Source organism: Streptomyces sp. NPDC036764, assembly GCF_055609385.1.
In genome coordinates this window covers 106,491-128,615 of the sequence record NZ_JBVJPT010000004.1, presented here as the reverse complement: position 1 = coordinate 128,615, position 22,125 = coordinate 106,491, and the positions used below count along the sequence as shown (strand labels likewise).

Here is a 22,125-nt window from a genome sequence, read left to right as displayed (position 1 = left end):
GCTCCAGGTGGCTGAGGCCACACGGGACTTGGCATATTGCACAGGGTCGAACGTCCAGCGGCCACGGGGAGAACCGTGCGTACGAACAGGGAGATGCGTCGCCTCGCCGACGCCCTCATCGGTCCCATCCGCGTACCCGTCCCCGCGGACGCGGAGACCCTGTTCCAGGCGGTGGTCGACTCGGCCGTCCAGTGGCGCGGACGTCCCATCGTCGTGCACCGCGAGGTGTTTCCCCCGCACACCGCCAGCGGGCTGTGGCTGGAGCGTGAGACGCACGACGACGTCATCGTCGACAAGCGGGCCGCCGTATGGCACCAGATCGTGATCTTCTGCCATGAGGTGTGGCACATGCACCAGCGGCGCGGCCCCGCCTCCGGCCCGCAACCCGCCGCCGCCCGCACCGACTTCACGCTCGCCGACGAGCAGGAGGCGGACCGGTTCGGCATGCTGATGGGCCGTCGGCTGCGTGTCTGGCTGGAGGCCTCCGCGGACTCCGTGTTCGCGGCCGGCGCCGACGCCCAGGACCTCGCCGGACGTATCGGGGCCGCGCTCAACCACCGCGGGACCAGGAGATGAACGGCCCTCTCGGCTACGTCAGTTGCGCGGTGCTGTGGCTCGGCCTGGTGGTGAAGGCCCCGGATCTGATCCGGCACCGGGACGACCCGTACCTTCGCACCATCTGCGCGGTGCTGGGCCTGGGCGGGCTGTGCTTTCTCCTCGGCTCGACGCCCACGGTCGGCGCCGTGAACCGCCTCAGCGAGATCCCCAACCTCGCGGCACCGCTGACGTACGCGGCGATCACCGCCTACAGCGCCGCCTCCCAGATCCTGGTCGTCCTGTGGCGGGGCGGGCCGGGCGTGCACCGCACCGCCCGCCGCTGGGTGCTCGCCTACGCCGGTGTGGTGCTGTGCATCGCGGTGATGTTCATCCTGGGCGACGCCTCGGTGGAGCGCCGGGAGGACCTGGACACCTACTACGCGACGACGCCGTACCTGCGCGAGATGATCCTGCTCTATCTCGCCGGGCATCTCACAGCCGTCACCTTCACCGCCGTCTCGGCGCTGCGCTGGGCCCGCGAGGTGCGCGGCCCGCTGCGCGCGGGGCTGATCACGCTGGGCGCCGGTGCGGTGTGCGGCGCCGGGTACAGCATGTCCAAACTCGTCGCCGTGGCCGCCCGCTGGTCCGGGCAGGACTGGCCGGCCCTCGGCACGGACGTCGCACAGGCCGCCGCCGGTCTCGGCGCCCTGCTGACGGCCGCCGGCGTGCTGATACCGGTGGCCGGGCCCCGGTTGGCCGAGTGGCGGCGGGCCTGGCGGACGTACGTACGTCTCGCACCCCTGGAGCGCGAACTGGACGACATCCTCGACCGCCGCCGGCTGCGCCTGCCGCGCCCGCGCTGGTCCTCCCCCGTCACCCGGCTGGTCTGGCGCCAGACCAGCATCCACAACGGGCTCAGCCACCTGGACGCCCACGTCGACCGGGAGCTGTACGACGAGACGCGTGAGGCCGCCCTGCGTACGACGGACGACCCCGAGCGGGCTACCGCGACGGCGTGGGCGGCGGTGATCGCGGCGGCCGCCAGGCGCTGCCTCACGGACCACGATCGCGGGGTCGGGCGCGGGGATCTGGCCGCGGAACCGGCGCCCGGGCGGGCGGTTCGGCAGCCGGGGTACGCCGGTGAGTCGGAGTGGTTCCAGGAGCGGGCGCCCGGGACGGACGCGCTCGTGCGGATCGCGGACGCGCTGGCCGGCTCGCCGCTCGTGCGCGCGGCCACGGCCGGGGCGCGGGCGATCACGGCCGAACGGAGCACCGCCGTATGAGTCTCGTCGTCTATCTGGCGGCCGCCGTCCTCGCGCTGTCCGCCGCCGTGCTGTTCCGGCGCCCGCGCACGACACCCGGCAAGCCGTCGACCCTGCGCGACCCGCTGACCGTGTCCACGTGCGTGGCCATCGCGCTCGGCGCCGTGGTGTTCCTCTGCTCGGCCCCGATGACGCTGGCCACCGTCAACGACCTCACCGGAATCCCCAACTTCGGCGCCCCGCTGACCTACGGGCTGCTGACGGCGTATAGCTGCTCGCTGCTGATCCTGCTGATCAACTGGCGCGGCGGGCCCCGGGAGCGGGTACGGCGGCTGGTGCTGCGCTGCATCGCCGTGTACGCCCCGCTGATCGTGGCCGTCGTCGCGCTGTTCACGCTGGCGGACGCGCATGTGGAGCGGCTGACCGACCTCGACACGTACTACGCCAACACCCCCGGTATGCGCGAGATGATCGTGCTCTATCTGCTCGGGCACAGCGCGGCCATCGTGGCGATGTCGGTGGTGTGCGTGCGGTGGGGCCGGGAGGTCACCGGGCTGCTGCGGGCCGGGCTGTGGCTGATCTGCGTGGGCGCGCTGCTGGACCTGGTGGGGTTCCAGCTCACCAAGTACACCGCGGTGGTGGCCCGTTGGACGGGACACGACCTGGACTTCCTGTCCACCCAGGTCGCCCCGCCGATGGCCTCGCTGGCCGCGCTGATCTGTTCCGCCGGGTTCGTGCTGCCGAGGCTGCTGCCGGCCGCCGTGGGGCACTGGCGCGGGCTGCGCGACTACCGGCGGCTGGACCCGCTGTGGCTGCGGGTGGGGTTCGTGTCGACGGCCCCGAAACCGGCGTCCTCCTGGTGGCAGTCGCCGGCGGAGCGGCTGCATTGGCGTGAAGTGGCCATCCACGACGCCCTGTTGGCGCTGGCGCCGTACTTCGACGACCGGGTGCGTGAGCGGGCCCGGTCGGCCGCCCTGGCCGAGGGCAGCTCCGTGCACACGGCGCGGGTGGCCGCCGAGGCCGCCATGCTCGCCGCCGCGGCCCGTCGGGCGGCGGCCCGCGAGGAGCCGCTGCGCACGCCCAGCACCTGCCGGCTGCACGCCACGGAGGTGTCCGGTGCGGGCGGTTTGGTGGAGTTGGCGCAGGCTCTGGGGGGAACGGCCGCCGCGGACACGGTGCGTGAAGGTACGGTGAGAGCCTAAGCGCTCCGCGGGAAGCGCCGCGATGGGGAGTGCCGCGATGTGTCGTCGTTCGTCTGCGGCACCGTCGTGGCTGGTCGCGCAGTTCCCCGCGCCCCTTTCGGGGCGCCGGGGCGCCCGTCGGCCGGCCTTCACGGCCACTGAGTGCGAGGGGTCGCATGTCGCGTAGAGCTGTCGTCATCGGTGCGGGACTGGCCGGCATGTTGGCCGCGGCGGCCCTGTCCACCGTCGCGGACGAGGTGGTCGTACTCGACCGGGACGAGCTGCCCGACGGGCCGGAGCACCGCAAGGGCCTGCCGCAGGGACGGCACGCGCATCTGCTGATGGCCGGCGGCCTGGCCGCGATGGAGGACCTGGTCCCGGGCGTGAGCATGCGCAAGCATCTGCTCGCCGCCGGGGCGCACGAGATCCCGGTCGCCACGGGCATGGTCGCCCTCACCCCCGAGGGCTGGTTCCGGCGTTGGCGGCATCCCGGGCCGCAGATGCTGACGAGCACGCGGGCGCTGCTGGACTGGGCGATACGGGCCGCGGTGCTGGCCAACACCGGGGTGGAGATCCGCAGGGCGCAGGCGCTGGAGCTGACGGGGACGCGGCAGCGGGTCACCGGGGTGCGCCTCGCGACCGCCGCCGGGACGGAGGAACTCCCGGCCGACTTCGTCGTGGACGCGAGCGGACGCGGCTCACGGGCCGTCAAATGGCTGGCGGGACTGGGCATTGCGGACGTCCGCGAGAAGACGGTGGACGCCGGCCTGGTGAACGCCACCCGCCTCTACCGCACTCCCGCGGGCGCCGACCGCTTCCCCCTGACCATCGTGCAGGCCAACCCCTACCTGGGCCGGCCCGGCCGCAGCGGGATGATGCTGCCGATCGAGGGCGACCGGTGGATGGTGAGCCTCGCCGGCACCCGGGGCGGCGGTGAACCGCCGTCGGACCCGGACGAGTTCCTGCGTTACGCCCTCGGCCTGCCGGACCCCATCGTGGGCCGGCTGATCTCCGGCGCCGAACCGCTCACCGGCGTGCATGTCAGCCGCAGCACCAGCAACCACCGGCGGTACCTGGAGAAGACCCGGCACTGGCCCGAGCGCTTCGTCGTCCTCGGCGACGCGCTCGCCACCTTCAACCCGGCGTACGGGCAAGGCATGTCGGTGGCGGCGATGGGCGCGCAGGTGCTGAGCCGGGAGCTGAGACGCACGGGCCTGGCCGGGGAAGGCCTCGCCCGGCGGGTGCAGAAGGCGGCGGCGCGGTCGGTGGAGGGGGCGTGGACGATGGCGGTGAGCCAGGACGTCTGGTTCCCCGGCACCCGGGGCGGCTCGCCCGGGTTCGCGGACCGCCTGGTCACCGCGTACACCCGCCGCATGATCCGCACGGCGACCGCCTCCTACACGGCGGCGTCGGCCGTGTGGGACGTGACGAGCATGACGACGGGGCCGACGCGGCTGCTGCGTCCGTCGACGGTGCTGGCGACGCTGAGCGGGCCGCCGCTGCCGCCGGCGGTGGGTGCGCCGCTGACGAAGGAGGAGCGGGAGATCCTGCGGGAGCTGGACCGGACGGGAAGCTGACGGGCACCGCCACCGGCACCCGTCCGCGCCTCGTTCGTCAGCCGGCGAAGGCGGGCTGCGCCAGCCCCTTCCCCGCACCCGGGACCACGAGCAGCGAGCCCGACAGCGGGAGCGGGGAGGAGAGTCCGACGCGGGCCGTGGTGATGTACAGGTCGCTCAGGTCGGGCCCGGCGAACGCGCACGCGGTCACCCGGGGCACCGGAAGCTCGATGACCCGGTCCAGGTCACCGGCCGGCGTGTAACGGCGTACCGCGGAGCCGTCCCACAGGGCCACCCACACGCACCCGTCGGCGTCCACCGTCAGTCCGTCGGGGAACCCGGCGCCGTCCTCGATCTCGACGAACGGCCGGCGGCCTCCGACACCGCCGTCCGCGTGGTCGAAGACGTCGATGCGCCGGGTGGGCGAGTCGACGTAGTACATGAGGCTGCCGTCGGGGCTCCAGCCCGTGCCGTTGCTGACCGCCACGTCGTCGAGGACGAGGTCGACCGAACCGTCACCGGTGAAGCGGGACAGGCTGCCGCCGCCGGGGGCCTCGTCGTAGCGCATGGTGCCCGCCCACAGGGAGCCGTCGGGGGCGACGGCGGCGTCGTTGGCGCGGCGGTCGGGGACGGGCTCGTGGTGCAGCCAGCGGAAGCTGTCGTCCGGGTCGAGCAGTCCGACGCCGTCACGGAGGTTGAGGACGAGCCCGCCGCCGACACGGGGTTTGACGGCGCCGACGTGCTGCGGGGTCGTGCGGACGGTCCGCCGCCCGGAGGCGGGATCGTAGGTGTGGATCCGCGCCCCCAGGATGTCGATCCACAGCAGCCGCCCGCTGCTCGCGTCCCAGGTCGGGCCCTCACCGAGCTCCGCCTCCGCCCGGACCGCGACCTCGTAGCGCGCGCTCACGCCACGCTCCGGTGGCCGAGGCGCTCCGACAGCTCGGCGGCGCCCTTGGCGGCGAGCTGCTCCAGCTCGGCGCGGCGCTCGTCGCTCCAGCGGATCATGGGGACGGAGATGGAGAGGGCGGCGACGACCTGCCCGGTGCGGTCCCGCACGGGCGCGGCCACGCACGAGACGTCCGGGTTGGACTCCCGGCTCTCCACGGCGATGCCGCGCTGCCGGATCGAGGCGAGGGCCTCGCGCAGGGCGCCGGGTTCGGTGATGCTGTTGGGTGTCATGGCGACGAGCTCGGCCCCGTCGGGGATACGGGAGCTGAGCTCCGGCTCGGGAAGCGAGGCCAGCAGCATCTTGCCGACGGACGTGCAGTGCGCGGGCAGCCGGCGTCCGGCGGCGGACACCATGCGCACCGCGTGCGTGGAGTCGACCTTGGCGATGTAGATGACGTCGGTGCCCTCGAGGATGGCCACGTGCACGGTCTCGTCGCAGGTCTCGGCGACGGACCGCGCGACCTGCTGCCCCTCGGCCGCGAGGTCGAGCTGCTCGGCATATCGGCTCCCGAGCTGGTACGGCCGTACGCCCAGCCGGTACCGTCCCGGCTGACCCGGAACCTGGACGATGTACGACCGAGCTGCGAGCGTGGTGACGAGCTCGTGCACGGTGGTGCGCGGAAGCTGGAGCTTGCGCACGATGTCGGGGGCGGAGAGCGTGCCGTCCCCGTCGAGGAAGAGCTCGAGAATGTCCAGAGCCCGCGTCACGGCTGGTACGAGGCGTCCCACGTCCGGCCCCCTCCCTTGGGTGGTCAGTGTGGCTGCGTTCGATATTTCAACAGCCGATCGGGATAACGAACACAGGCTACTCAAAGTCCGTTTACCCCGGCAATGGCCCTGCGCGGACCGGCCCGAAAGCTCCTCGGACGCGATAGATGGCCAGTACCGTTGCCCATGTGCGGCACGTCACATCTGCCGCACGGGGAGGCACCTGGGGGGAATCGCTGACGCATGCCCCCGGGTGAGCGATCTGGGGGGATTTTGTGCGGGAAATGATCAAGGGCTCGAATGTGGCACTGACGGCCCTGAGCGAAGACGTCGGCACGGTGATCGTCAGCCTGGGCTGGGTCAGCCCGACCGGTGAGGGCGACGCCGACGTGTCCGTCCTGCTGCTGGACGACAAAGGCAAGGTCCGCAGCGACGGGGACTTCTACTTCTACAACAACGCCGTGGCCGCCGACGGCAGTGTGCAACTGCTGGGCAAGACTCCGACGGAGGACGGCAACGAGGACCGCATCTGCTTCGATCTCACGGCGGTCCCGCCCGAGGTCGAGCGGATCGTCGTGGCCGCCAGCCGATACGGCGAAGCCCGCTTCGGCGAGCTTGAGAACGTGCAGGTGAAGCTGGCCGACGCGGCCGGCGAGAGCCTCCTCAGGTTCGTCATCGCCGACGTCGACACGGTGAGCGCGATCATCTTCGGGGAGCTGTACCGGCGCGGGGAGGAGTGGAAGTTCCGTGCTGTGGGCCAGGGCTACGACAGCGGCCTGGCCGGTCTGGCCACGGACTTCGGCGTCGACATCGAGGACGACGCCGCGGAGGTGGAGGCGCAGGCCGAGGCGGAGGCAGCGTCTGCGGTGGAAGTGATGGAGGTGCCGGGCTCGGCGAACGGCAGCGGGCAGCCGGATCCCATGACCCCGGCCGCCGGGGCCGCGACGCTGGAGGCGGTCCCGGCCCCACGCCGGCCGGACACCGCCGAGACCGAGCCGGCGAAGCGGACGGCGACTGCGGCAGGGCGGCCGCGTACGGCGAAGAAGAAGGTCACGCTGCCCAAGGTCACCAGGAAGTCGCTGGCGGAGAACGAGTCGTGGAAGGAGGCCAGGCTCTTCCCGGTCTCCGTCCTCAAGAGCGACCGTGACCGGGAGATGCGCGCCACCTCTGTGCTGCTGTCGGTGATGGCGCAGGTGCCGGAGTTCGGCAGGCGGCTCACGGCCGCATTCGGCGCCCCGTCGGGCCGTACGGAGACGTTCACCGAGGTCTCGCTGCCGCACGGCGACACACCACGCCGCCCCGACGGAGTGATCCGCGTGGAACGGGCCGGCAAGTTGTGGACGGCACTGGTGGAGACCAAGACCAACGGCAACTCCCTCAAGGCCGATCAGGTCCAGGCGTACATGGACATCGCCGCACGGCGCGGCTACGAGGCAGTGATCACGCTGTCGAACGACGTCGCGCTGGAGGGCCGCCCGCTCGTCGACGTCAAGATCGACGGGCGACGGAAGCACAAGGTGGCTCTCTGGCATCTGTCCTGGGCCGAAGTCGCCCACCAGGCACAGATGCTGATCCGCCACGAGGGGGTCGGCAACGCGGCGCACGCCTGGCTGCTCCACGAGCTGCTGCACTACCTCCAGCACGAGAACTCCGGCTGCCACGGCTTCCAGAACATGGGCGCGGCATGGGTCCCCGTGCGCAACGGCATCGACGACGAGACCCTGTGCCAGGGCGACCCGCGCGCTCTGGAAGTCGTCGAGAGCTGGGAGCGCCTGATCCGTCAGGTGTGCCTCCGGATGGGCGGCGAGCTGGGCCAGAAGGTTCTCCCCGTCCAACGCGCCAAGCGCGGCACCGATCCCGGAGCCCGTAGAGCTCTACTGGCCGATCAGTTGTGTCTGGACGGCAGGCTTGAGGCGGAGCTGCGCATCGAGGGCACCACCGGTGTCCTGGCCGTCAGTGCCGACCTGCGCACCGGAAAGCTCCGCACGTCCGTGGGGATCCCGGCTCCGGACCAGGGCTATCCGCTCACCTGGGTCAAGCGCCTCGTCCGCCGCCTTGCCGAAGCCCCCGCCGATCTTCACGTCGAGACCCTGGTCGAGGCTGAGACCGGGGGCCCTCGCGGCACCCTGGAACGCCTGCGCCCCGAACCGGCGGACCTGCTCCCCAAGAACACAGCGACCCGGATCACCGGCTTCCGCCTCTCCCTCTTCAAGGGCATGGGCAGCACCCGCGGCAATGCCGAGTCCGGGTTCATCCGCAGCGTGGATGAAGCGGTGCAGCGCTTCTACACGACGGTGGTGGTGCACCTGGACCGACCCGCACCGCGACGAACGGCGGCGAAGGAGACCGCCGACGCGGGGTGACGCCGTGGGGTGGTCGGTGGCCCTTCAGTCGCCCGCCCCCCCCGGCCCGGACGTACCTCACGTCGAAGTCCGTCGTCCAGCGCTCCCCGTCGGGGGACTGTTCCCAGGTGCCCTCGATCGTGTTGCCGTCGGGGCTGACGGTGGCGGTGAGGCGTTGGTGGAAGCCGGGGGCCGTGCGCCATTGGAGCCAGGTTCGGTCGGTCATGGTGCCCTGGTAGACGCGGGCTACGGCACGGCCGTCGGCGTACAGGACGGTGAATTCGTCGGACGTGTCGTCGTAGCCGATCAGGGCGAGGGTGGGGAAGGGGGCGTTCTGGGCCCAGGCTCCGGGGAGGGACGCGTCGGGGCCGATGTCCGCGCGCTGGGCCAGGAAGGCGCCGCCCTCCGTCCAGGCGAACTCCGTGCGGATCGGGCCGACGGTACGGCCGGCGGCCCACAGGTCCCACACGCCGACCATGGCGTCCAGTCGGCGCAGGGCGGGGTGGGGTGTCGGTTGGCGCATCGGGGGCCTCCTGCCTTGTGGCGCAACGGGGGATCGGGGTCAGTGGTGATGACCGCGGGCGCGGCCGGAAATCATCGGTGCCGACCGGCTCGCGGAGCAGGCCGGGGGGCTGGCCTCCGACCGGCTCGCGGAGAGGGCGGGCGGGGGGCCTCCGACCGGCTCGCGGAGAAGGCAGGCGGGGGCCTCCGACCGGCTCGCGGAGAAGGCAGGCGGGGGCCTCCGACCGGCTCGCGGAGAAGGCAGGCGGGGGCCTCCGACCGGCTCGCGGAGCAGGCGCAGGCGTGGCGGGTACGCCGACCTCAGTACGCGGGGTTACTCCCGCTGTCAGACGTGCTCGCCGCCCGTGCCCGGCACCGTGATGTCCATGCCTTCCACGTCCTCGAAGAACCAGTCGTCCGCCTCGGCCAGGAGGCTGAGCCGGCCCGCGCGCCGGGCTGCCCTCGTCGTCCATGTCGTCGCCTCCGCGAGCTGGGTCGGGCTCTCGCTCGGGCTGCTCGCGCTCGGGATCACCGCGGCCGGCACCGGGTCCGCGGTGACCGTGGAGGCGTCGGTGCGGGCGATGAAGCTGTTCGCCGACTGGCTGCTGCTGCCGGTCGCCTTCCTCACGCTGGTCAGCGGGGTCGTGCTGTCGCTGGGCACTCAGTGGGGTCTGGCGCGGCACCGCTGGGTCTACGTCAAGTTCTGGATGACCCTCGCCACGACCACCGCCACCGTCTTCGCCCTGCGCCCCGGCGTGAACTCCGCGGTCGCCGCCGTAGCCGCGGGCGGGCCGCTGCCCGACGCCGGTGACGTCCTGTTCGGACCGATCGTGTCGCTGTCCGCGTACGTCTTCATGACGGTGATCTCGATCCTCAAGCCCTGGGGGCTGACGAAGCGGGGGCGCAGGCTGCGCGCCGCGTCCACCCGCCGACGGGTCGACAACACCGGGCCCGCCCGTCAGGCGGCCTGACCGGCCCTGGGCGACGACGACGCCGTGCGGCGCCGGTTCGGCGGCCGGCTCCTTCCACGGCGACGGCGCGCTGACCGCGCGAGTGCCGTGCGCGGACCGCGCCGCGCTGCGGGGCGTTGCCGGCGGCGAGCGAGAGGTAGTCCGAAGTCGGTGCAAGAGGTCGCCCCGGGGAGAGGCCACGCCCGCGTTCACGGCCGGCGCGTCTCGCCCAGCGCCCCCTTCAACCGCTGTGCCCGCAGCACCAGTTCCAGCTCGAACCGCCGGTCCGGGTCGTCCATCTCCTCGCCCCACAGCTCCCGGATCTGCCGCAGCCGATAGCGGACCGTCTGGGGATGCACCCCCAGGCGGGCCGCCACCTCCGGCGCCCCGCCCCTGGTCTCCAGCCATGCCAGCAACGTCTCCGCCAGCCGCCGCCCGTGCGTGGGCCCGCACTGCTCCAGCGGCGCGAGACACCTGACCGCCAGGTCGTCGATGAGCTCCTCGGGCTGCAGGAGCACCAGCGCCTCCGTGTGCTCGGTGCAGTACAGGACCTCCCCGGCCGGCAGCAGCCGCCGTTCCATCAGATGGACCGCTGCCTCGGCCCAGCGCAGCGACTTCGCCGCGTCGGAGAGGGGGACCGGGGGGCCGATCGCCCCGGACCAGCCGCACAGGGCCCGGTGCAGGAGTTCGGGGCGGCCGGCGGCGTCCGGTTCGGGGACGACCATGCGCGGCTGCTCGTACTCCAGGTCCAGCAGCACCCCCTGCCCCACGGCGGGAGCCACCGCCTCGCGCGCCGGCCGCAGCAGCACGCCCACCGCGACCTTCTCGGGCAGCGGCCAGCCGATCCGGGCCGCCCGCTCGGAGAGGGCGTCCGCGGGATCGCCCCGGTGGTGTTCGGCCAGCAGCAGTTCCATCAGCCGGCGCTGCAGACGCAGCCGCTCCCCCGCCTGGCGCGCCGCCGCCTCGGCGTAGCCGCGCACCGACTGGTCGACGAGGCCGTCGAGATACTCGTAACCGGCGTCCACCAGCTCGTACATCGCGGGCGGCGGGATCTCGACGCGCTGGCCGATCTCGGCGAAACGGCGCCAGGCCAGCCGTACGCCCATCCGGTAGATCGCCTGCAGGGAGTCGAGGGACCTGCCGTTCAGGCCCTCGCCTCGGCCGAACTCCTGGAAGACGCCCGGGGGAACGCTCGGGCGGCCCTCCGACGTCTCCAGGTGCTGGACGAAGACCTCGATCGCGCGCCGTATGCCGACCAGGGCCATCGGCTCGCCCGACTCGTTGAGGACGACCGGCAGATGCGGGTACTCGCGCCTGATCTCGCGCAGGATCTCCTCGGCGAGGGCGGGGGCGTCCGCCATGGCCAGCTCCGCGAAACGACGGACCTGGAAGCGGGGTACGTCATGCCAGGCCGAGCGGGTGACGGCTGCGGACGAGGCGGTGGAGCGGGTGGCGGCCACGGTCAACTCCCCTGGCCCGCTTGCTCGTAGGTGATCAGGGGAGTGTTCGGCTGGTCGGGCGTCGCTTCGAGCAGCGCGACGACGCCGAGCGCGGCTCCCACCGCGAGGACGGCGGCGAGCGCGACGGTCAGCCCGGCGGCGAGCAGTCTGGACATCGCAGGGTCAGCCTTCCTGTCCGAAGGTCCCGAAAGTCCCGACGGTTCCGGAGAACCCGAAGGTCCCGGCGGTCCCGGCGGTCCCGGTGGTCCCGGTGGTCCCGGTGGTTTTCCCCAACCCGGTGTCACTTGCCCGATCCAGACCCCTGCCTGTCGGCCCAGTCTCGACAAGCCGTGACAGCGCGTCAAGACATTGACACTCCGTCAATGGACGCCTACGGTTCCCGGCCCAAGAACGGCCAGGCATCGACCGAGCATCGACCGTGCGTCAACCCCCAGGAGTGCCGGATGCGCCGTACAGCCTCACCTCTCTCGTTGATCCTGCTGGGCCTCGGCACGTTTTTGCTGGTACTGGCGCCGATGCTGGCCTGGTACGTCACCCCGCGCGCCGCCGTGAACCCCATCGACATCGACACCACCGCCGTTTACAAGGGCACCGGGAGTGTCTTCGACACCGACAAGATCGAGACCGTGCCCGACCAGCGGATCACCGTCACCCAGCGGGTGCGGGGCGACGTGGCGGCGAGCGAGCGCAGCGGCAACGCCGTCTGGGACGTGATCACCACCGTCGACACCGACAAGTCGCTGCCGGCCGCGGACCCGCACGACGCGCTGGACTACACCCCGCACCGCTGGGTGATGGACCGCACGACCACCAGGCCGGTGCACTGCTGCGGCGAGAAGCCGTACATCGAGGGCGAGGCCTATCTGAAGTTCCCCTTCGACGTGCAGAAACGCTCCTACCAGTGGTGGGACAACACCGGCGGCACGACGGTGACCATGCGCTACGACGGCACCGAGAAGATCCAGGGGTACACGGGCTACCGGTTCACCGCCACGGTCGCGCCCCGCAAGGTCGGCACCCGGCTCGTCCCCGGAAGCATCGTCGACCAGCCGAACCGGCCGCAGGTGCTGGCGGAGGAGTGGTACTCCAACCACGGGTTCGTGCTGGTGGTGGACCAGCGCACCGGCCGGGTGATCTACGCGCAGACCGGCCCGCGCCGCACGCTGCGGGCGCCCGGCGGCGACAAGGACGCGGCGGTGCTGCTGGACAGCGAGAAGATCGCGTTCACGACGGCCACGCAGAAGGAGGCCGTACGGCAGGCGCGGCAGGACACCGATCAACTGCGGCTCGTGGGAACGACGTTGCCGATCGGGGCCGCTGTGGCGGGATTCGCGCTTGCGGTGGTGGGCGGGGTTTTGGTGGCACGCGGGCGAAAGCGCCCGGAAGCGCCGGGCACGGTCGAGATGCCCCAGCCATCACTCACAATGTGACGTGACGTCAGCTCTAATAAAGCCGGAAATTGTCACGTCGGTGAGTAGCCGTGGGGATCCGCTGGGCGAAAACTGTCCAACCCCACCCGGACACAGCCTGTCCACACCCCACGTACAACGACCGTAAGACGCCTGAAAACCTTCGATTCCCCCCACAGGAACCCAAACCCTCCCTCCCCCACGCTGAGTTCCGCACCCTGAGACGAGTTGGAGCACCCATGCCCCAGCACGTGCCCTCCCCGTTGCATGCCACTCTCCCCTGGGCATCGCAACACTCTCCGGCGCACCCCCCACAACCGCGCCGAATCGTTTTTCTCGCCCACCGTGACCTGGGCAACCGATCCGCCGGCGGCTCCGAGCTGCTGGTCGACCGCCTCGCCGACGGCCTCACCCGGCTCGGCCACCAGGTCACCCTGCTGTGCGGAGGCCCTGCCGCCTACCGCGACTACCGGGTCGTCTCCGCGGGCGGCTCGTACGGTCACTACCTGCGCGCCAGATCCGCGTTCACCCGTCAGGTCGGGGACTGCGATCTGCTGGTCGAGGTCTGCAACGGAATGCCGTACTTCGCCCCCCTGTGGCATCGCGGACCCACACTGTGCCTGGTCAACCATGTGCACACCGATCTGTGGCAGATGCGGTTCGGCGGGCCGCTGGCGCCTGCCGCACGGCTCGGGCGAAGACTGGAGCACTGGGCGCTGACCGGTGCGCAGCAGCAGGGTCTGCTGGTCGCCGTGTCGCCGTCGACCGCGCACGCGCTGCGGGCGATCGGGGTCGAACGGGACCGTATTCGTGTCGTGCACAACGGGGTCGAGGAACCGGGCCCCCTGGACGACCGCTCGCCGGAGCCGCTGTTCGTGGCCGTCGGGCGGCTGGTGGAGTACAAGCGGATCGATCTGCTGCTGCGGTTGTGGGAGCGGGTGCGGCCGGTCACCGGCGGCCGGCTCCTCATCGTCGGGGACGGGCCCGAGCGCGGCAGGTTGCAGGCGCTCGCGGGTCCGGGCGTCGAGTTCACGGGGCACGTCTCCGAGGCGGAGAAGCACCGGCTGCTGTGTGCGGCGTGGCTGTTGCTGCATCCGTCCGCGATCGAGGGGTGGGGGCTCGTCGTCACCGAGGCCGCGACCCGGAAGACGCCGACCGTCGCCTTCGATGTGCCGGGGCTGCGGGATTCCGTCGTGGACGGGGAGACCGGGGTGCTGGCGCAGGGCGAGTCGTCGTTCGCGGCTGCCTGGTGCACGCTCGCCCTGTCGGGCCATCGCCGGGAGCTGATGGGCAAGGCGGCGCGGGACCGGGCGGCGCGGTATCGGTGGGATCGGACGGTGAGGCAGTTCCTGGCGGTCGCCGGGGAGGCGGTGAGGGGACATGACGCCTATGCGCCGTAGGGGTTGGGCCGTGTCGCGGGTGCCGGTTCGTGGGGGCTTGGCGCGCCCACGCGGCGGTAGCCGCAAATCGACAACAGCCCCGCGCCCCTTTAAGGGCACACCACCGGACCGGCGTATGAAGGATCCGTCTCTTGGGCGCTCCCTCGCTCTTTTCCGGGCCTTCCTGCATGAGCAGGACGATCCCGAAGCCTGCTATTCGCTGCTCGCCCGCGACGCCGTCGATCAGGTCGAGGCCTACGACGGGTCCGTCGCCGGGCGAGTCGTCGTCGATGTCGGCGGCGGCGGTGGGTACTTCACCGAGGAGTTCCGACAGCGGGGCGCCTACGCCTACCTCTTCGAGCCCGACCTGCGCGAACTCGGCGAGAAGCCGCCCGAGGGGGCCGTCGTCGCCGACGGGTATCTGCTGCCCCTCCAGGACGGCGTCGCCGATGTCACCTTCTCCTCCAATGTGCTGGAGCATGTGGCCGATCCGCAGACCTTCCTCAGTGAGCTGGCCCGGGTGACCCGGCCCGGCGGGCTGATCTACGTGTCGTTCACCAACTGGCTGTCCCCCTGGGGCGGCCATGAGTGGGCCCCCTGGCACTACTTCGGCGCCGAGCGGGCCCGAGCCCGCTATCGCCGGCGTACCGGGCGGGCCGCCAAGCACACCCTCGGCGAGAACCTCTTCGCCGTGCACATCGGCGCCACCCTGCGGCAGGTCCGCGCCCGCGACGACGTGGCGGTCGTCGCGGCGCGCTCCCGCTACTGGCCGTTCCTCGCGGAGACCGTGGTGAAGGTGCCCGGCATCCGCGAGTTCGCCACCTGGAACCTCCTCCTCATCCTCAGGCGGTGTCCACCATGACGACGACCACGGTCCAGGCTCCTCCCCCGGCGGCCGTACCCGCCTCCGCGCCCGCCTCGGGCCCGCCCGAGGGTCCGCGGTCGCGGCGCTGGCTGCTGGGGTTCTGGGCCGTGGTGTTCGTGCTGTTCCTCGCGGTGCAGCCGGGGCGGCAGACCTTCGACACCAAGCTGGGTGTGACCGTCGACCCGGGGCAGTTCCTCGCCGACCTCGGGCAGTTGTGGCACGACGAGGGCGGTTTCGGCGGGATCCAGGACCAGTACGCGGGCTATCTGTGGCCGATGCTGCCGTTCTACTGGCTGACCGATCTCGTACGGCTGCCGGTGTGGATGGCGGAGCGGCTGTGGATGTCGCTGATCGTGTCGGTCGCCTTCTGGGGCGCGCTGCGGCTGGCGGAGCGGCTGCGGGTGGGCAGTGGCGGCTCGCGTCTGGTGGCGGCCTTCGCGTATGCGCTGTGGCCGGTCTTCACCATCGTCATCGGGTCGACGTCCGCCGCCGCGCTGCCGGGTGCGTTCCTGCCGTGGGTGCTGCTGCCGCTGACGAACGAGCGGTACACGGCGCGGGTCGCCGCGCTGCGGTCGGCGCTGGTCATCCCGTTCATGGGCGGCGTCAACGCGGCCTCGACGCTGGCCTCGCTGCTGCCCGTCGGCCTGTATCTGCTGTCCCGTCCGCCGGGGCCACGGCAGCGCAAGCTGATCGGCTGGTGGGTGCCGGGGGTGATCCTGGCGACCGCCTGGTGGGTGGTCCCGCTGCTGCTGCTCGGCACGTACGGGGAGAACTTCCTTCCCTACGTGGAGAGTTCGCAGACCACGACCGAGACCATGTCGGCGACGGAGGCGCTGCGCGGCGGCGGCAACTGGGTCGCCTATCTGCACTTCGGTGAGGCCTGGCTGCCGGCCGGCTGGACCGTCGCCGCGTCCGTCGTCGTGATCGTCTGCTCGGCGCTCGCCGCCGGGCTGGGGCTCGCGGGCCTGGCCCGGCGGGACATGCCGGAGCGGCGCTGGCTGGTGCTGACCGTGGTGAGCGTGGCGCTGGTCCTGCTCGCCGGGTACGGCGGCGCGTTCGGCGCGCCCTTCCACGGGGTGGTGCAGGACTGGCTGAACGGCTGGCTGGTCCCCTTCCGCAACATCTACAAGTTCCAGACGGGGCTGGCCCTGGCGCTGGTGCTGGGCCTCGCCCATCTGGTGGGCGTGGCGGCCCAGGCGCGCGGGGCACGTCCGGTGCCGGGGCGGCGGTTCGCCCCGCTGATCGCGGCCGTGCTGGTGCTGCCGGGTCTGCTGTGGCCGTATCTCAACGGCTCTCTCCTCAGCCCGGGCTCCTTCAAGGAGATCCCCAAGTACTGGCAGAGCACGGCCGACTGGATGGAGAAGTACTCCCCCGACGCCCGTGCCCTCGTCGTCCCGGCGACCGCGCACGGCATCTACACCTGGGGCTCGACCATCGACCAGCCCCTCGACGTCCTCGCCGACTCGCGCTGGGCGCAGCGGGACTACGTCCCCTTCGGCACCCCCGGCAACCGGCGTGCGATGGACGCCGTCGAGCAGGCGCTGATGAGCGGGGGCGAGGTGCCGGGGCTCGCCGACTTCCTGAGCCGGGCGGGCGTGTACTACGTCGTCGTCCGCAACGACCTCGACCCCGATCAGATCGGCTCGGTCCCGACCACGACGGTGAAGCGGGCCCTGGAGCAGTCCGGGTACCAGCGGGTGACCGGCATCGGGCCGGTGATGACCGGCGGGCGGATCGCCGAGGACACCCCGCTCCAGGTGGAGGGGCTGTATCCGCAGCGGCGCGCGGTGGAGATCTACCGGCCGGCCGGTGAGGACGTGCCGCGTCCGCACCAGGCCGGGCTGCAGCCGGTCGCCGACACCGCCGTCGTCTCCGGCGGCCCTGAGGCGCTGCTGCCGCTGGCGTCCCGACTGCGGGGCCGGGCGAGCGTGCTGACCGGTGACAACCACCCGGGGCTCGGCTCACCGCAGGTGCAGGTGACGGGCGACGGGCTGCGGCGCGCGGACACCCGGTTCGGGCTGGTCAACGCCAACACCTCGTACACGTACACCCGCGACGAGCGCAACGCGCCGGACGCCGCGCAGGACGCGGGCGAGAAGCCGCACCAGATCCTGCCCACCACCGGCGCCGGCCACCAGACCGTGGCCGAGCTGCGCGGGGCACAGTCGGTGACGGCGTCCTCGTACGGCAGTTGGCTCTTCCATCTGCCGCAGTTCGACCCGGTGAACGCCTTCGACGGGAACCCGGACACGGCGTGGGCCGAGGGTTCGGAGGGCTCGCCGGACGGTGAGTGGCTGCGGATCGCCTTCGCGGGCGGGTCGTACGACATGCCGTCGTCGTTCAAGGTGACGCCGCTGCCGCAGGAGGCGGTGCGGGCGGCGGCGACGCGGGTGCGGGTGGAGACGGAGAAGGGGGCGGTGAGCAGTTTCCTGCGGCCGGACGGTACGGCCCAGAGCGTCAAGGCACCTGCGGGCGCGACGCGTTGGATGAAGCTGACGATCACGGACTCGGTGGCCCGGCATGCGGGGCTGACCGGCGCGGGCTTCTCCGAGATCGCCCTGCCGGACGTGACTGTGACCCGGCTGCTGCGGCTGCCGACGGACGCCGAGGAATCCGCGGCCGCCGCCGAGATCGTCTCGCTGTCCCGTGCGGCCGACCCGACCGGCCTGTCGGCGACCGGCACGGAGGCGGGCCTGCACCGGCGCTTCAGCACCGCCGGCGCGGGGACGTACGAGGTGCGGGCGAGCGCGCTGCCGGTCGCCGGCGAGGAGCTGGACGAGCTGCTGTACGAGGTGGCGCCGGACCAGCGCAACCGGATCGTCGCGACCGCCGACTCCACGGCCGGGCTGGGGGCGGGGCTGTCGCCGCGCAACCTGACCGACGGCGACCTGACCACGGCGTGGATCGCCGGCGACCGGCCGACGATCCATCTGCGCTGGCCCGGTAAGCAGGCGGTCGGGGAGATCGTGCTGGCGCCGGCCGGCGGGCTCTCCACCCGGCCCACCGAGGTCCACATCAGCTCCCCGGACGGCGCGGCGATCGCGGGCGTCGACGAGAACGGCAACGTCCGCTTCCCGCCGATCACCACCGACCGCCTGGACATCACCATCACGAAGACCGCCCCGCTCACCCTCTACAACCCGGTCGTGGACGAGGACCTGCAACTGCCCGTCGGCCTCACGGAGGCCTACGTCCCGGCCCTCGACCAGTACCGGACCCCGCAGCCGAAGGACTCCCGGCCGTTCTCGCTGCCGTGCGGCAAGGGGCCGGTCGTCTCGGTGGACGGGGAGCTGTACCGGACGAGCGTGCGCGGGACCGTGGGGGATCTGGTCGAACGGCGCCAGGTGGAGGTGACGCTCTGCCAACAGGGCCGCGAGGACGCCGAGTTGCGGCTGACGTCCGGGGAGCACCGGGTGGAGGCCGGGGACGGCGGGCCGCTCGCGCTGTCCGAGGTGACGCTGACCCGCGGCACGGTCGCCGAGGCCACGACCGCGGCACGCGACCTCGGGATACGGGACTGGCTCGGCGACCGGCGCGCGGTGACCGTGGGCACGGGCGCGGCGAGCTATCTGACGATGTACGAGAACTTCAACGACGGCTGGCACGCCAGTCTGAACGGCAAGGAACTCACGCCGGTCCGGCTGGACGGCTGGCAGCAGGGCTGGCGCATCCCGGCGGGCGCCGGCGGCACGGTCGAGCTGTCGTACGAGCCGGCGGTGACCTACGAGGCCGGGCTGATCGGCGGCGCGGTCGCCGTCGCGCTGCTGGCCGGGCTGGTGCTGTGGCGCCGGCGGGCGCCGAACACCGACGAGCCGCAGGCCGCGCCGCCGTTGCCGGGGCTGTGGCTCGGCACGGTCGCCGTGACGGTGGTGGGCGTGTTCGTCGCCGGCTGGTTCGCGCTGCTGGTGCCGGCACTGGCGCTGCTGGCATGGCGCAGGCACGCCCTGCTGGTGCCGCTCGCGTTCGTCGCCCTCGCCGGGGCGGGGGTCGCCGCCGCGATCGGGGCCGGGGAGCCGGTGGGGACCGGGGACGGGGCATTCGGGCACACGGCCCAAGTACTGGCACTGATCGGGCTGTTCGCGGGCGTCGTGGGCGTGCGGGAGAGGACGGCGGGGGTGCCTGCGGCCACCGGCGGTTATGCCGGCGCGCCAACGGGCCCCGGTACCGGTGGCGGTGTTCCGGGCGGTGCTCCGGAGGCGCCGGCACAGCGGTTGCCGCATCGGGTGCGGGGGCGCAGCCCGCTCGGGACCGACCCCGAGGGTGAGCGGGAGCCGGGTACGAGCGGTCGACGCCCCGCGTCCGGACCGACCACCTCCCAGTCCGGTCCGCCCGTCTCCGAGTCCGGGCCGACCGTCTCCGCCCGCGGCCCCGGCGGACCGGACCCCGACCCGCCGACCGCGCGCATCGCACCACGCAAACCGCGCCTGCGGGCGACCGGTCCCGAGGACAAGGCGACCCCCACCGAGACCGCCGGCGAGGGAAGGGACGACACCGGGAAGGGCCAGGCCCCATGACCGCACTCCACCAACCCGCACGCGCCGAAGGCCCCCTACGGCCGCCGATACGCATCCCGTTCCCCGTCGTCGACGAAGTCGCCCCGCACCACCCCCAGAAGAAGGACGCGGCGCCCCCCACCGAGACCGCCGGCGAGGGAAGGGACGACACCGGGAAGGGCCAGGCCCCATGACCGCACTCCACCAACCCGCACGCGCCGAAGGCCCGCCGCAGCCGCCGATACGCATCCCGTTCCCCGTCGTGGACGAAGTCGCCCCGCACCACCCCCAGAAGAAGGACGCGGCGCCCCCCACCGAGACCGCCGGCGAGGGAAGGGACGACTCCGGGAAGGGCCGAGCCTCATGACCGCACTCCACCAGCCCACACGCGCCGAAGGCCCGCCGCAGCCGCCGATACGCATCCCGTTCCCCGTCGTCGACGAAGTCGCCCGGCACTGTCTCCAGGAGGAGGAGCCGGAGACGGTGCATATCGAGGTCCATCTGCCGGGGCGGCTGGACGAGGGACGGTTGCGTACGGCCTTCGCTCAGGCGCTGGGCCGGCATCCCCGGATTCTGATGCGGGAGGCGCCGGGGCGGTGGTACCGGCGCCGGTACGAGTGGGAGCTGACGACGGAGCCGGACGTGGAGGTGGTCAGCTTTCCGGCGCCGGGGCGGGACGCGTTGAGGGACGCGCGGACCCGGGCGCTCACGCAGGCGCCGCCGTTGTCCCTGTCGCCGCCGATCAGGCTGGAGGTCGTACAGCGGGGCGGGCCGGTCGAGGGCAGCGAGGCGATGGACGCCGTCGGTGAGAGCGGTGCGGCGCGGGGCGGGGAGCGGACGGAGATGCCGAGGCCGGGCGAAGCGCTCGGCACCGTCCTCTTCCTGACCATCAACCACACCGCCCTCGACGGCCCCGCCTGCCTGCGCGTGCTCGCCACCGCCGCCGAGCTCTACGGCGGCCGGGACAACTCCCCCGCCGGCGCACCGGTCCGTGCGGCCGAGACCCCACCGCCGCCTCAGGAGACCCCCTCCAACTGGTCACCCCCCGCCCGGGTGGCGCCCGGCACCCCCGAGCCCTCCCCCGGCAACGGCCTTCTCGTCACCGAGCTCCCCCTCCCGCACCGCCCCAAGGGCTCCCCGTACACGGTCAACGACCAGCTCATGGTCACCACGGCCCTGACGATCGCCCACTGGAACAGGGAACACGGCGACCGGCCCCGCCCGCTGCGCATCACCATGCCCGTCGACGACCGTCCCCGGGACGCCACCATGCCCATCGGAAACGGCACCCGACTCGTCGAAGTCCCTTTCGCCCCTGAGGAGTTGGCCGCCCACGCCCCGGCCGACATGCCGGCCCTGCTGCACCGCACGGCCACCCGGACCCGTGCCCTGAAGTCACTTCCACGCCCGCAGCTCGGCCACGGAGCAGCCCTGCTCACCGCCCCCGTCACCCCGGTCTCCTGGCGCGCCGCGCTCACCCGGGGCCTGCGCAGAGCGGCAGCGCCCTGGACCTCGACGACCCTGCTCAGCAACATCGGCCGTATCCCCTACGCCCTGGACTTCGGCGAGGAGGCGGGCCGGGCGCACGCCGTGTGGTTCTCGGCGCCCGCCCGGATGCCGCGCGGCCTGACCGTCACCACCGCCTCCACGGCCGGCCGTCTCCACCTCGCGCTGCGCTGGTCGCGGGCCCTGCTCAGCCACGGCGACGGCGCCCATCTGCGGGACCTGTTCGAGCACTACCTGCACACCACGGAGGTGAGCCCATGACACCCCCGGCATCCACGAGGCCGGCGACGACCACCGCGCCCGCCCCCAAGGACCTGCGCGACTTCTACGAGAACCCCGCCGTCCCCGTCGCCTCCGGCAACCCCCGCAGTCGCCGCCAGGCCCGCATGCTCGCCGAGGCGCTGGGCCCGGCGACCGCGGAACGGACCCGCACGATCCTCGACATCGGCTGCGGCGACGGCACCGCCGCGGCCACCGCCGCGCCCTTCCTCACCGGCCACCGCATCGTCGGCCTCGACTGGTCCCAGGACGCCCTGCGCCGGGCCCGCACCCGGATCCCGTACGCCGTTCGCGGTGAACTCACCGACGGCGGGCTGCCGTTGCGCACCGGCTCCGCCGACGCCGTGCTGTTCAGCGAGGTGATCGAGCACCTCGTCGACCCGGACGCAGCCCTGGACGAGATCCGCCGGGTGCTGCGCCCCGGCGGCCATCTGATGCTGTCCACCCCGAACCTGGCCGCCTGGTACAACCGGGCCCTGCTGCTGGCCGGGGTGCAGCCGGTGTTCTCGGAGGTCAGCCTGCGGGGGATCCACGGCCGGCCGGGGCGGGAGGTCGTGGGGCATCTGCGGCTCTACACCGCCCGTGCGCTGCGGGAGTTCGTGGCCGCGTCCGGCTTCGAGGTCGTACGGCTGGCCGGGGCGCCCTTCCACGGCGTACCGCGTGCGCTGCGCCCGCTGGACCGGCTGGCCTGTGCCAGGCCGTCGCTCGCGTCGATCCTGCTCCTGCACGCGCGGCGGACCTAGGGGGCG

Annotated in this window: 19 protein-coding genes; 14 read left to right on the top strand and 5 right to left on the bottom strand. The window is 72.7% G+C overall.

Annotation, left to right across the window (positions count from 1 at the left end; translation table 11 throughout):
* Nucleotides 1–75: 75 nt before the first annotated feature.
* The 4 genes from ACZ69Q_RS18760 to ACZ69Q_RS18745 all read left to right on the top strand — a co-directional run bounded on the left by ACZ69Q_RS18760 (nucleotide 76) and on the right by ACZ69Q_RS18745 (nucleotide 4,557).
* Complete coding sequence (locus ACZ69Q_RS18760; RefSeq protein WP_471042934.1) at nucleotides 76–576, top strand: toxin; 501 nt, start codon at nucleotides 76–78, stop codon at nucleotides 574–576.
* On the top strand, nucleotides 573–1,820 hold the full coding sequence (locus tag ACZ69Q_RS18755; RefSeq protein ID WP_471042933.1) for an MAB_1171c family putative transporter: 1,248 nt from the start codon (nucleotides 573–575) through the stop codon (nucleotides 1,818–1,820). The genes ACZ69Q_RS18760 and ACZ69Q_RS18755 overlap by 4 nt, the downstream gene beginning before the upstream one ends.
* Nucleotides 1,817–3,001 (top strand): MAB_1171c family putative transporter, encoded by a 1,185-nt coding sequence (locus ACZ69Q_RS18750; protein WP_471042930.1) that lies wholly within the window; start codon nucleotides 1,817–1,819, stop codon nucleotides 2,999–3,001. Before ACZ69Q_RS18755 ends, ACZ69Q_RS18750 begins: the two co-directional genes overlap by 4 nt.
* A gap of 155 nt (nucleotides 3,002–3,156) precedes the next feature.
* On the top strand, nucleotides 3,157–4,557 hold the full coding sequence (locus ACZ69Q_RS18745) for an NAD(P)/FAD-dependent oxidoreductase (RefSeq protein WP_471042928.1): 1,401 nt from the start codon (nucleotides 3,157–3,159) through the stop codon (nucleotides 4,555–4,557).
* A gap of 37 nt (nucleotides 4,558–4,594) precedes the next feature.
* On the opposite strand, the gene ACZ69Q_RS18740 is transcribed toward ACZ69Q_RS18745, so the two are convergent.
* Nucleotides 4,595–5,443, bottom strand: a complete 849-nt coding sequence (locus ACZ69Q_RS18740) for an SMP-30/gluconolactonase/LRE family protein (protein WP_471042925.1) — start codon at nucleotides 5,441–5,443, stop codon at nucleotides 4,595–4,597.
* Nucleotides 5,440–6,213: an IclR family transcriptional regulator gene (locus ACZ69Q_RS18735; protein ID WP_471042923.1), complete on the bottom strand. Its 774-nt coding sequence runs from the start codon at nucleotides 6,211–6,213 to the stop codon at nucleotides 5,440–5,442. The genes ACZ69Q_RS18740 and ACZ69Q_RS18735 overlap by 4 nt, the downstream gene beginning before the upstream one ends.
* Before the next feature lie 263 nt (nucleotides 6,214–6,476).
* On the opposite strand from ACZ69Q_RS18735, the gene ACZ69Q_RS18730 reads away from it, so the two are divergent.
* Nucleotides 6,477–8,555 (top strand): TerD family protein, encoded by a 2,079-nt coding sequence (locus ACZ69Q_RS18730; RefSeq protein WP_471042921.1) that lies wholly within the window; start codon nucleotides 6,477–6,479, stop codon nucleotides 8,553–8,555.
* On the opposite strand, the gene ACZ69Q_RS18725 is transcribed toward ACZ69Q_RS18730, so the two are convergent.
* A complete protein-coding gene (locus ACZ69Q_RS18725; RefSeq protein WP_471042919.1) occupies nucleotides 8,443–9,057 on the bottom strand; it encodes a hypothetical protein in 615 nt (204 codons plus the stop codon). The genes ACZ69Q_RS18730 and ACZ69Q_RS18725 overlap by 113 nt on opposite strands.
* A 364-nt stretch (nucleotides 9,058–9,421) precedes the next feature.
* Here ACZ69Q_RS18725 and ACZ69Q_RS18720 point away from each other — a divergent pair, with 364 nt between their 5' ends.
* Entirely contained in the window at nucleotides 9,422–10,006 is a 585-nt protein-coding gene (locus ACZ69Q_RS18720) for a DUF2269 domain-containing protein (RefSeq protein ID WP_471042918.1), read from the top strand.
* Nucleotides 10,007–10,194: 188 nt separating this feature from the next.
* Here the strand turns inward: ACZ69Q_RS18720 and ACZ69Q_RS18715 are convergent, their stop codons facing one another.
* On the bottom strand, nucleotides 10,195–11,445 hold the full coding sequence (locus ACZ69Q_RS18715; RefSeq protein ID WP_471042916.1) for a PucR family transcriptional regulator: 1,251 nt from the start codon (nucleotides 11,443–11,445) through the stop codon (nucleotides 10,195–10,197).
* Nucleotides 11,446–11,447: 2 nt separating this feature from the next.
* Nucleotides 11,448–11,600, bottom strand: coding sequence for a hypothetical protein (locus ACZ69Q_RS18710; RefSeq protein WP_471042914.1), 153 nt, complete (start codon nucleotides 11,598–11,600; stop codon nucleotides 11,448–11,450).
* A 288-nt stretch (nucleotides 11,601–11,888) separates the two neighbouring features.
* On the opposite strand from ACZ69Q_RS18710, the gene pgfA reads away from it, so the two are divergent.
* The 8 genes from pgfA (at nucleotide 11,889) to ACZ69Q_RS18670 (ending at nucleotide 22,119) form a co-directional block, all read left to right on the top strand.
* Entirely contained in the window at nucleotides 11,889–12,875 is a 987-nt protein-coding gene (gene pgfA / locus ACZ69Q_RS18705) for a cell envelope lipid trafficking protein PgfA (protein WP_471042911.1), read from the top strand.
* Nucleotides 12,876–13,093: 218 nt separating this feature from the next.
* Nucleotides 13,094–14,254: a glycosyltransferase family 4 protein gene (locus ACZ69Q_RS18700; RefSeq protein WP_471042908.1), complete on the top strand. Its 1,161-nt coding sequence runs from the start codon at nucleotides 13,094–13,096 to the stop codon at nucleotides 14,252–14,254.
* Between the two features lie 115 nt (nucleotides 14,255–14,369).
* The gene (locus ACZ69Q_RS18695; protein WP_471042906.1) at nucleotides 14,370–15,095 is read left to right on the top strand and encodes a class I SAM-dependent methyltransferase; all 726 of its coding nucleotides are present in this window, start codon (nucleotides 14,370–14,372) and stop codon (nucleotides 15,093–15,095) included.
* Nucleotides 15,092–19,612 (top strand): DUF3367 domain-containing protein, encoded by a 4,521-nt coding sequence (locus ACZ69Q_RS18690; RefSeq protein WP_471042904.1) that lies wholly within the window; start codon nucleotides 15,092–15,094, stop codon nucleotides 19,610–19,612. Before ACZ69Q_RS18695 ends, ACZ69Q_RS18690 begins: the two co-directional genes overlap by 4 nt.
* Nucleotides 19,609–19,785 (top strand): hypothetical protein, encoded by a 177-nt coding sequence (locus ACZ69Q_RS18685; RefSeq protein ID WP_471042903.1) that lies wholly within the window; start codon nucleotides 19,609–19,611, stop codon nucleotides 19,783–19,785. Before ACZ69Q_RS18690 ends, ACZ69Q_RS18685 begins: the two co-directional genes overlap by 4 nt.
* Nucleotides 19,782–19,958 (top strand): hypothetical protein, encoded by a 177-nt coding sequence (locus tag ACZ69Q_RS18680; protein WP_471042900.1) that lies wholly within the window; start codon nucleotides 19,782–19,784, stop codon nucleotides 19,956–19,958. The genes ACZ69Q_RS18685 and ACZ69Q_RS18680 overlap by 4 nt, the downstream gene beginning before the upstream one ends.
* Complete coding sequence (locus tag ACZ69Q_RS18675) at nucleotides 19,955–21,358, top strand: condensation protein (RefSeq protein WP_471042898.1); 1,404 nt, start codon at nucleotides 19,955–19,957, stop codon at nucleotides 21,356–21,358. Before ACZ69Q_RS18680 ends, ACZ69Q_RS18675 begins: the two co-directional genes overlap by 4 nt.
* A complete protein-coding gene (locus ACZ69Q_RS18670; protein ID WP_471042896.1) occupies nucleotides 21,355–22,119 on the top strand; it encodes a class I SAM-dependent methyltransferase in 765 nt (254 codons plus the stop codon). Before ACZ69Q_RS18675 ends, ACZ69Q_RS18670 begins: the two co-directional genes overlap by 4 nt.
* Nucleotides 22,120–22,125 lie beyond the last annotated feature (6 nt).

Coding starts and splice junctions, on each gene's coding strand:
- ACZ69Q_RS18755 (WP_471042933.1), top strand. CDS start 573: ATGAACGGCCCTCTCGGCTACGTCAGTTGCGCGGTGCTGTGGCTCGGC.
- ACZ69Q_RS18750 (WP_471042930.1), top strand. CDS start 1,817: ATGAGTCTCGTCGTCTATCTGGCGGCCGCCGTCCTCGCGCTGTCCGCC.
- ACZ69Q_RS18745 (WP_471042928.1), top strand. CDS start 3,157: ATGTCGCGTAGAGCTGTCGTCATCGGTGCGGGACTGGCCGGCATGTTG.
- ACZ69Q_RS18730 (WP_471042921.1), top strand. CDS start 6,477: ATGATCAAGGGCTCGAATGTGGCACTGACGGCCCTGAGCGAAGACGTC.
- ACZ69Q_RS18725 (WP_471042919.1), bottom strand. CDS start 9,057: ATGCGCCAACCGACACCCCACCCCGCCCTGCGCCGACTGGACGCCATG.
- ACZ69Q_RS18720 (WP_471042918.1), top strand. CDS start 9,422: ATGCCTTCCACGTCCTCGAAGAACCAGTCGTCCGCCTCGGCCAGGAGG.
- ACZ69Q_RS18710 (WP_471042914.1), bottom strand. CDS start 11,600: ATGTCCAGACTGCTCGCCGCCGGGCTGACCGTCGCGCTCGCCGCCGTC.
- pgfA (WP_471042911.1), top strand. CDS start 11,889: ATGCGCCGTACAGCCTCACCTCTCTCGTTGATCCTGCTGGGCCTCGGC.
- ACZ69Q_RS18700 (WP_471042908.1), top strand. CDS start 13,094: ATGCCCCAGCACGTGCCCTCCCCGTTGCATGCCACTCTCCCCTGGGCA.
- ACZ69Q_RS18695 (WP_471042906.1), top strand. CDS start 14,370: ATGAAGGATCCGTCTCTTGGGCGCTCCCTCGCTCTTTTCCGGGCCTTC.
- ACZ69Q_RS18690 (WP_471042904.1), top strand. CDS start 15,092: ATGACGACGACCACGGTCCAGGCTCCTCCCCCGGCGGCCGTACCCGCC.
- ACZ69Q_RS18685 (WP_471042903.1), top strand. CDS start 19,609: ATGACCGCACTCCACCAACCCGCACGCGCCGAAGGCCCCCTACGGCCG.
- ACZ69Q_RS18680 (WP_471042900.1), top strand. CDS start 19,782: ATGACCGCACTCCACCAACCCGCACGCGCCGAAGGCCCGCCGCAGCCG.
- ACZ69Q_RS18675 (WP_471042898.1), top strand. CDS start 19,955: ATGACCGCACTCCACCAGCCCACACGCGCCGAAGGCCCGCCGCAGCCG.
- ACZ69Q_RS18670 (WP_471042896.1), top strand. CDS start 21,355: ATGACACCCCCGGCATCCACGAGGCCGGCGACGACCACCGCGCCCGCC.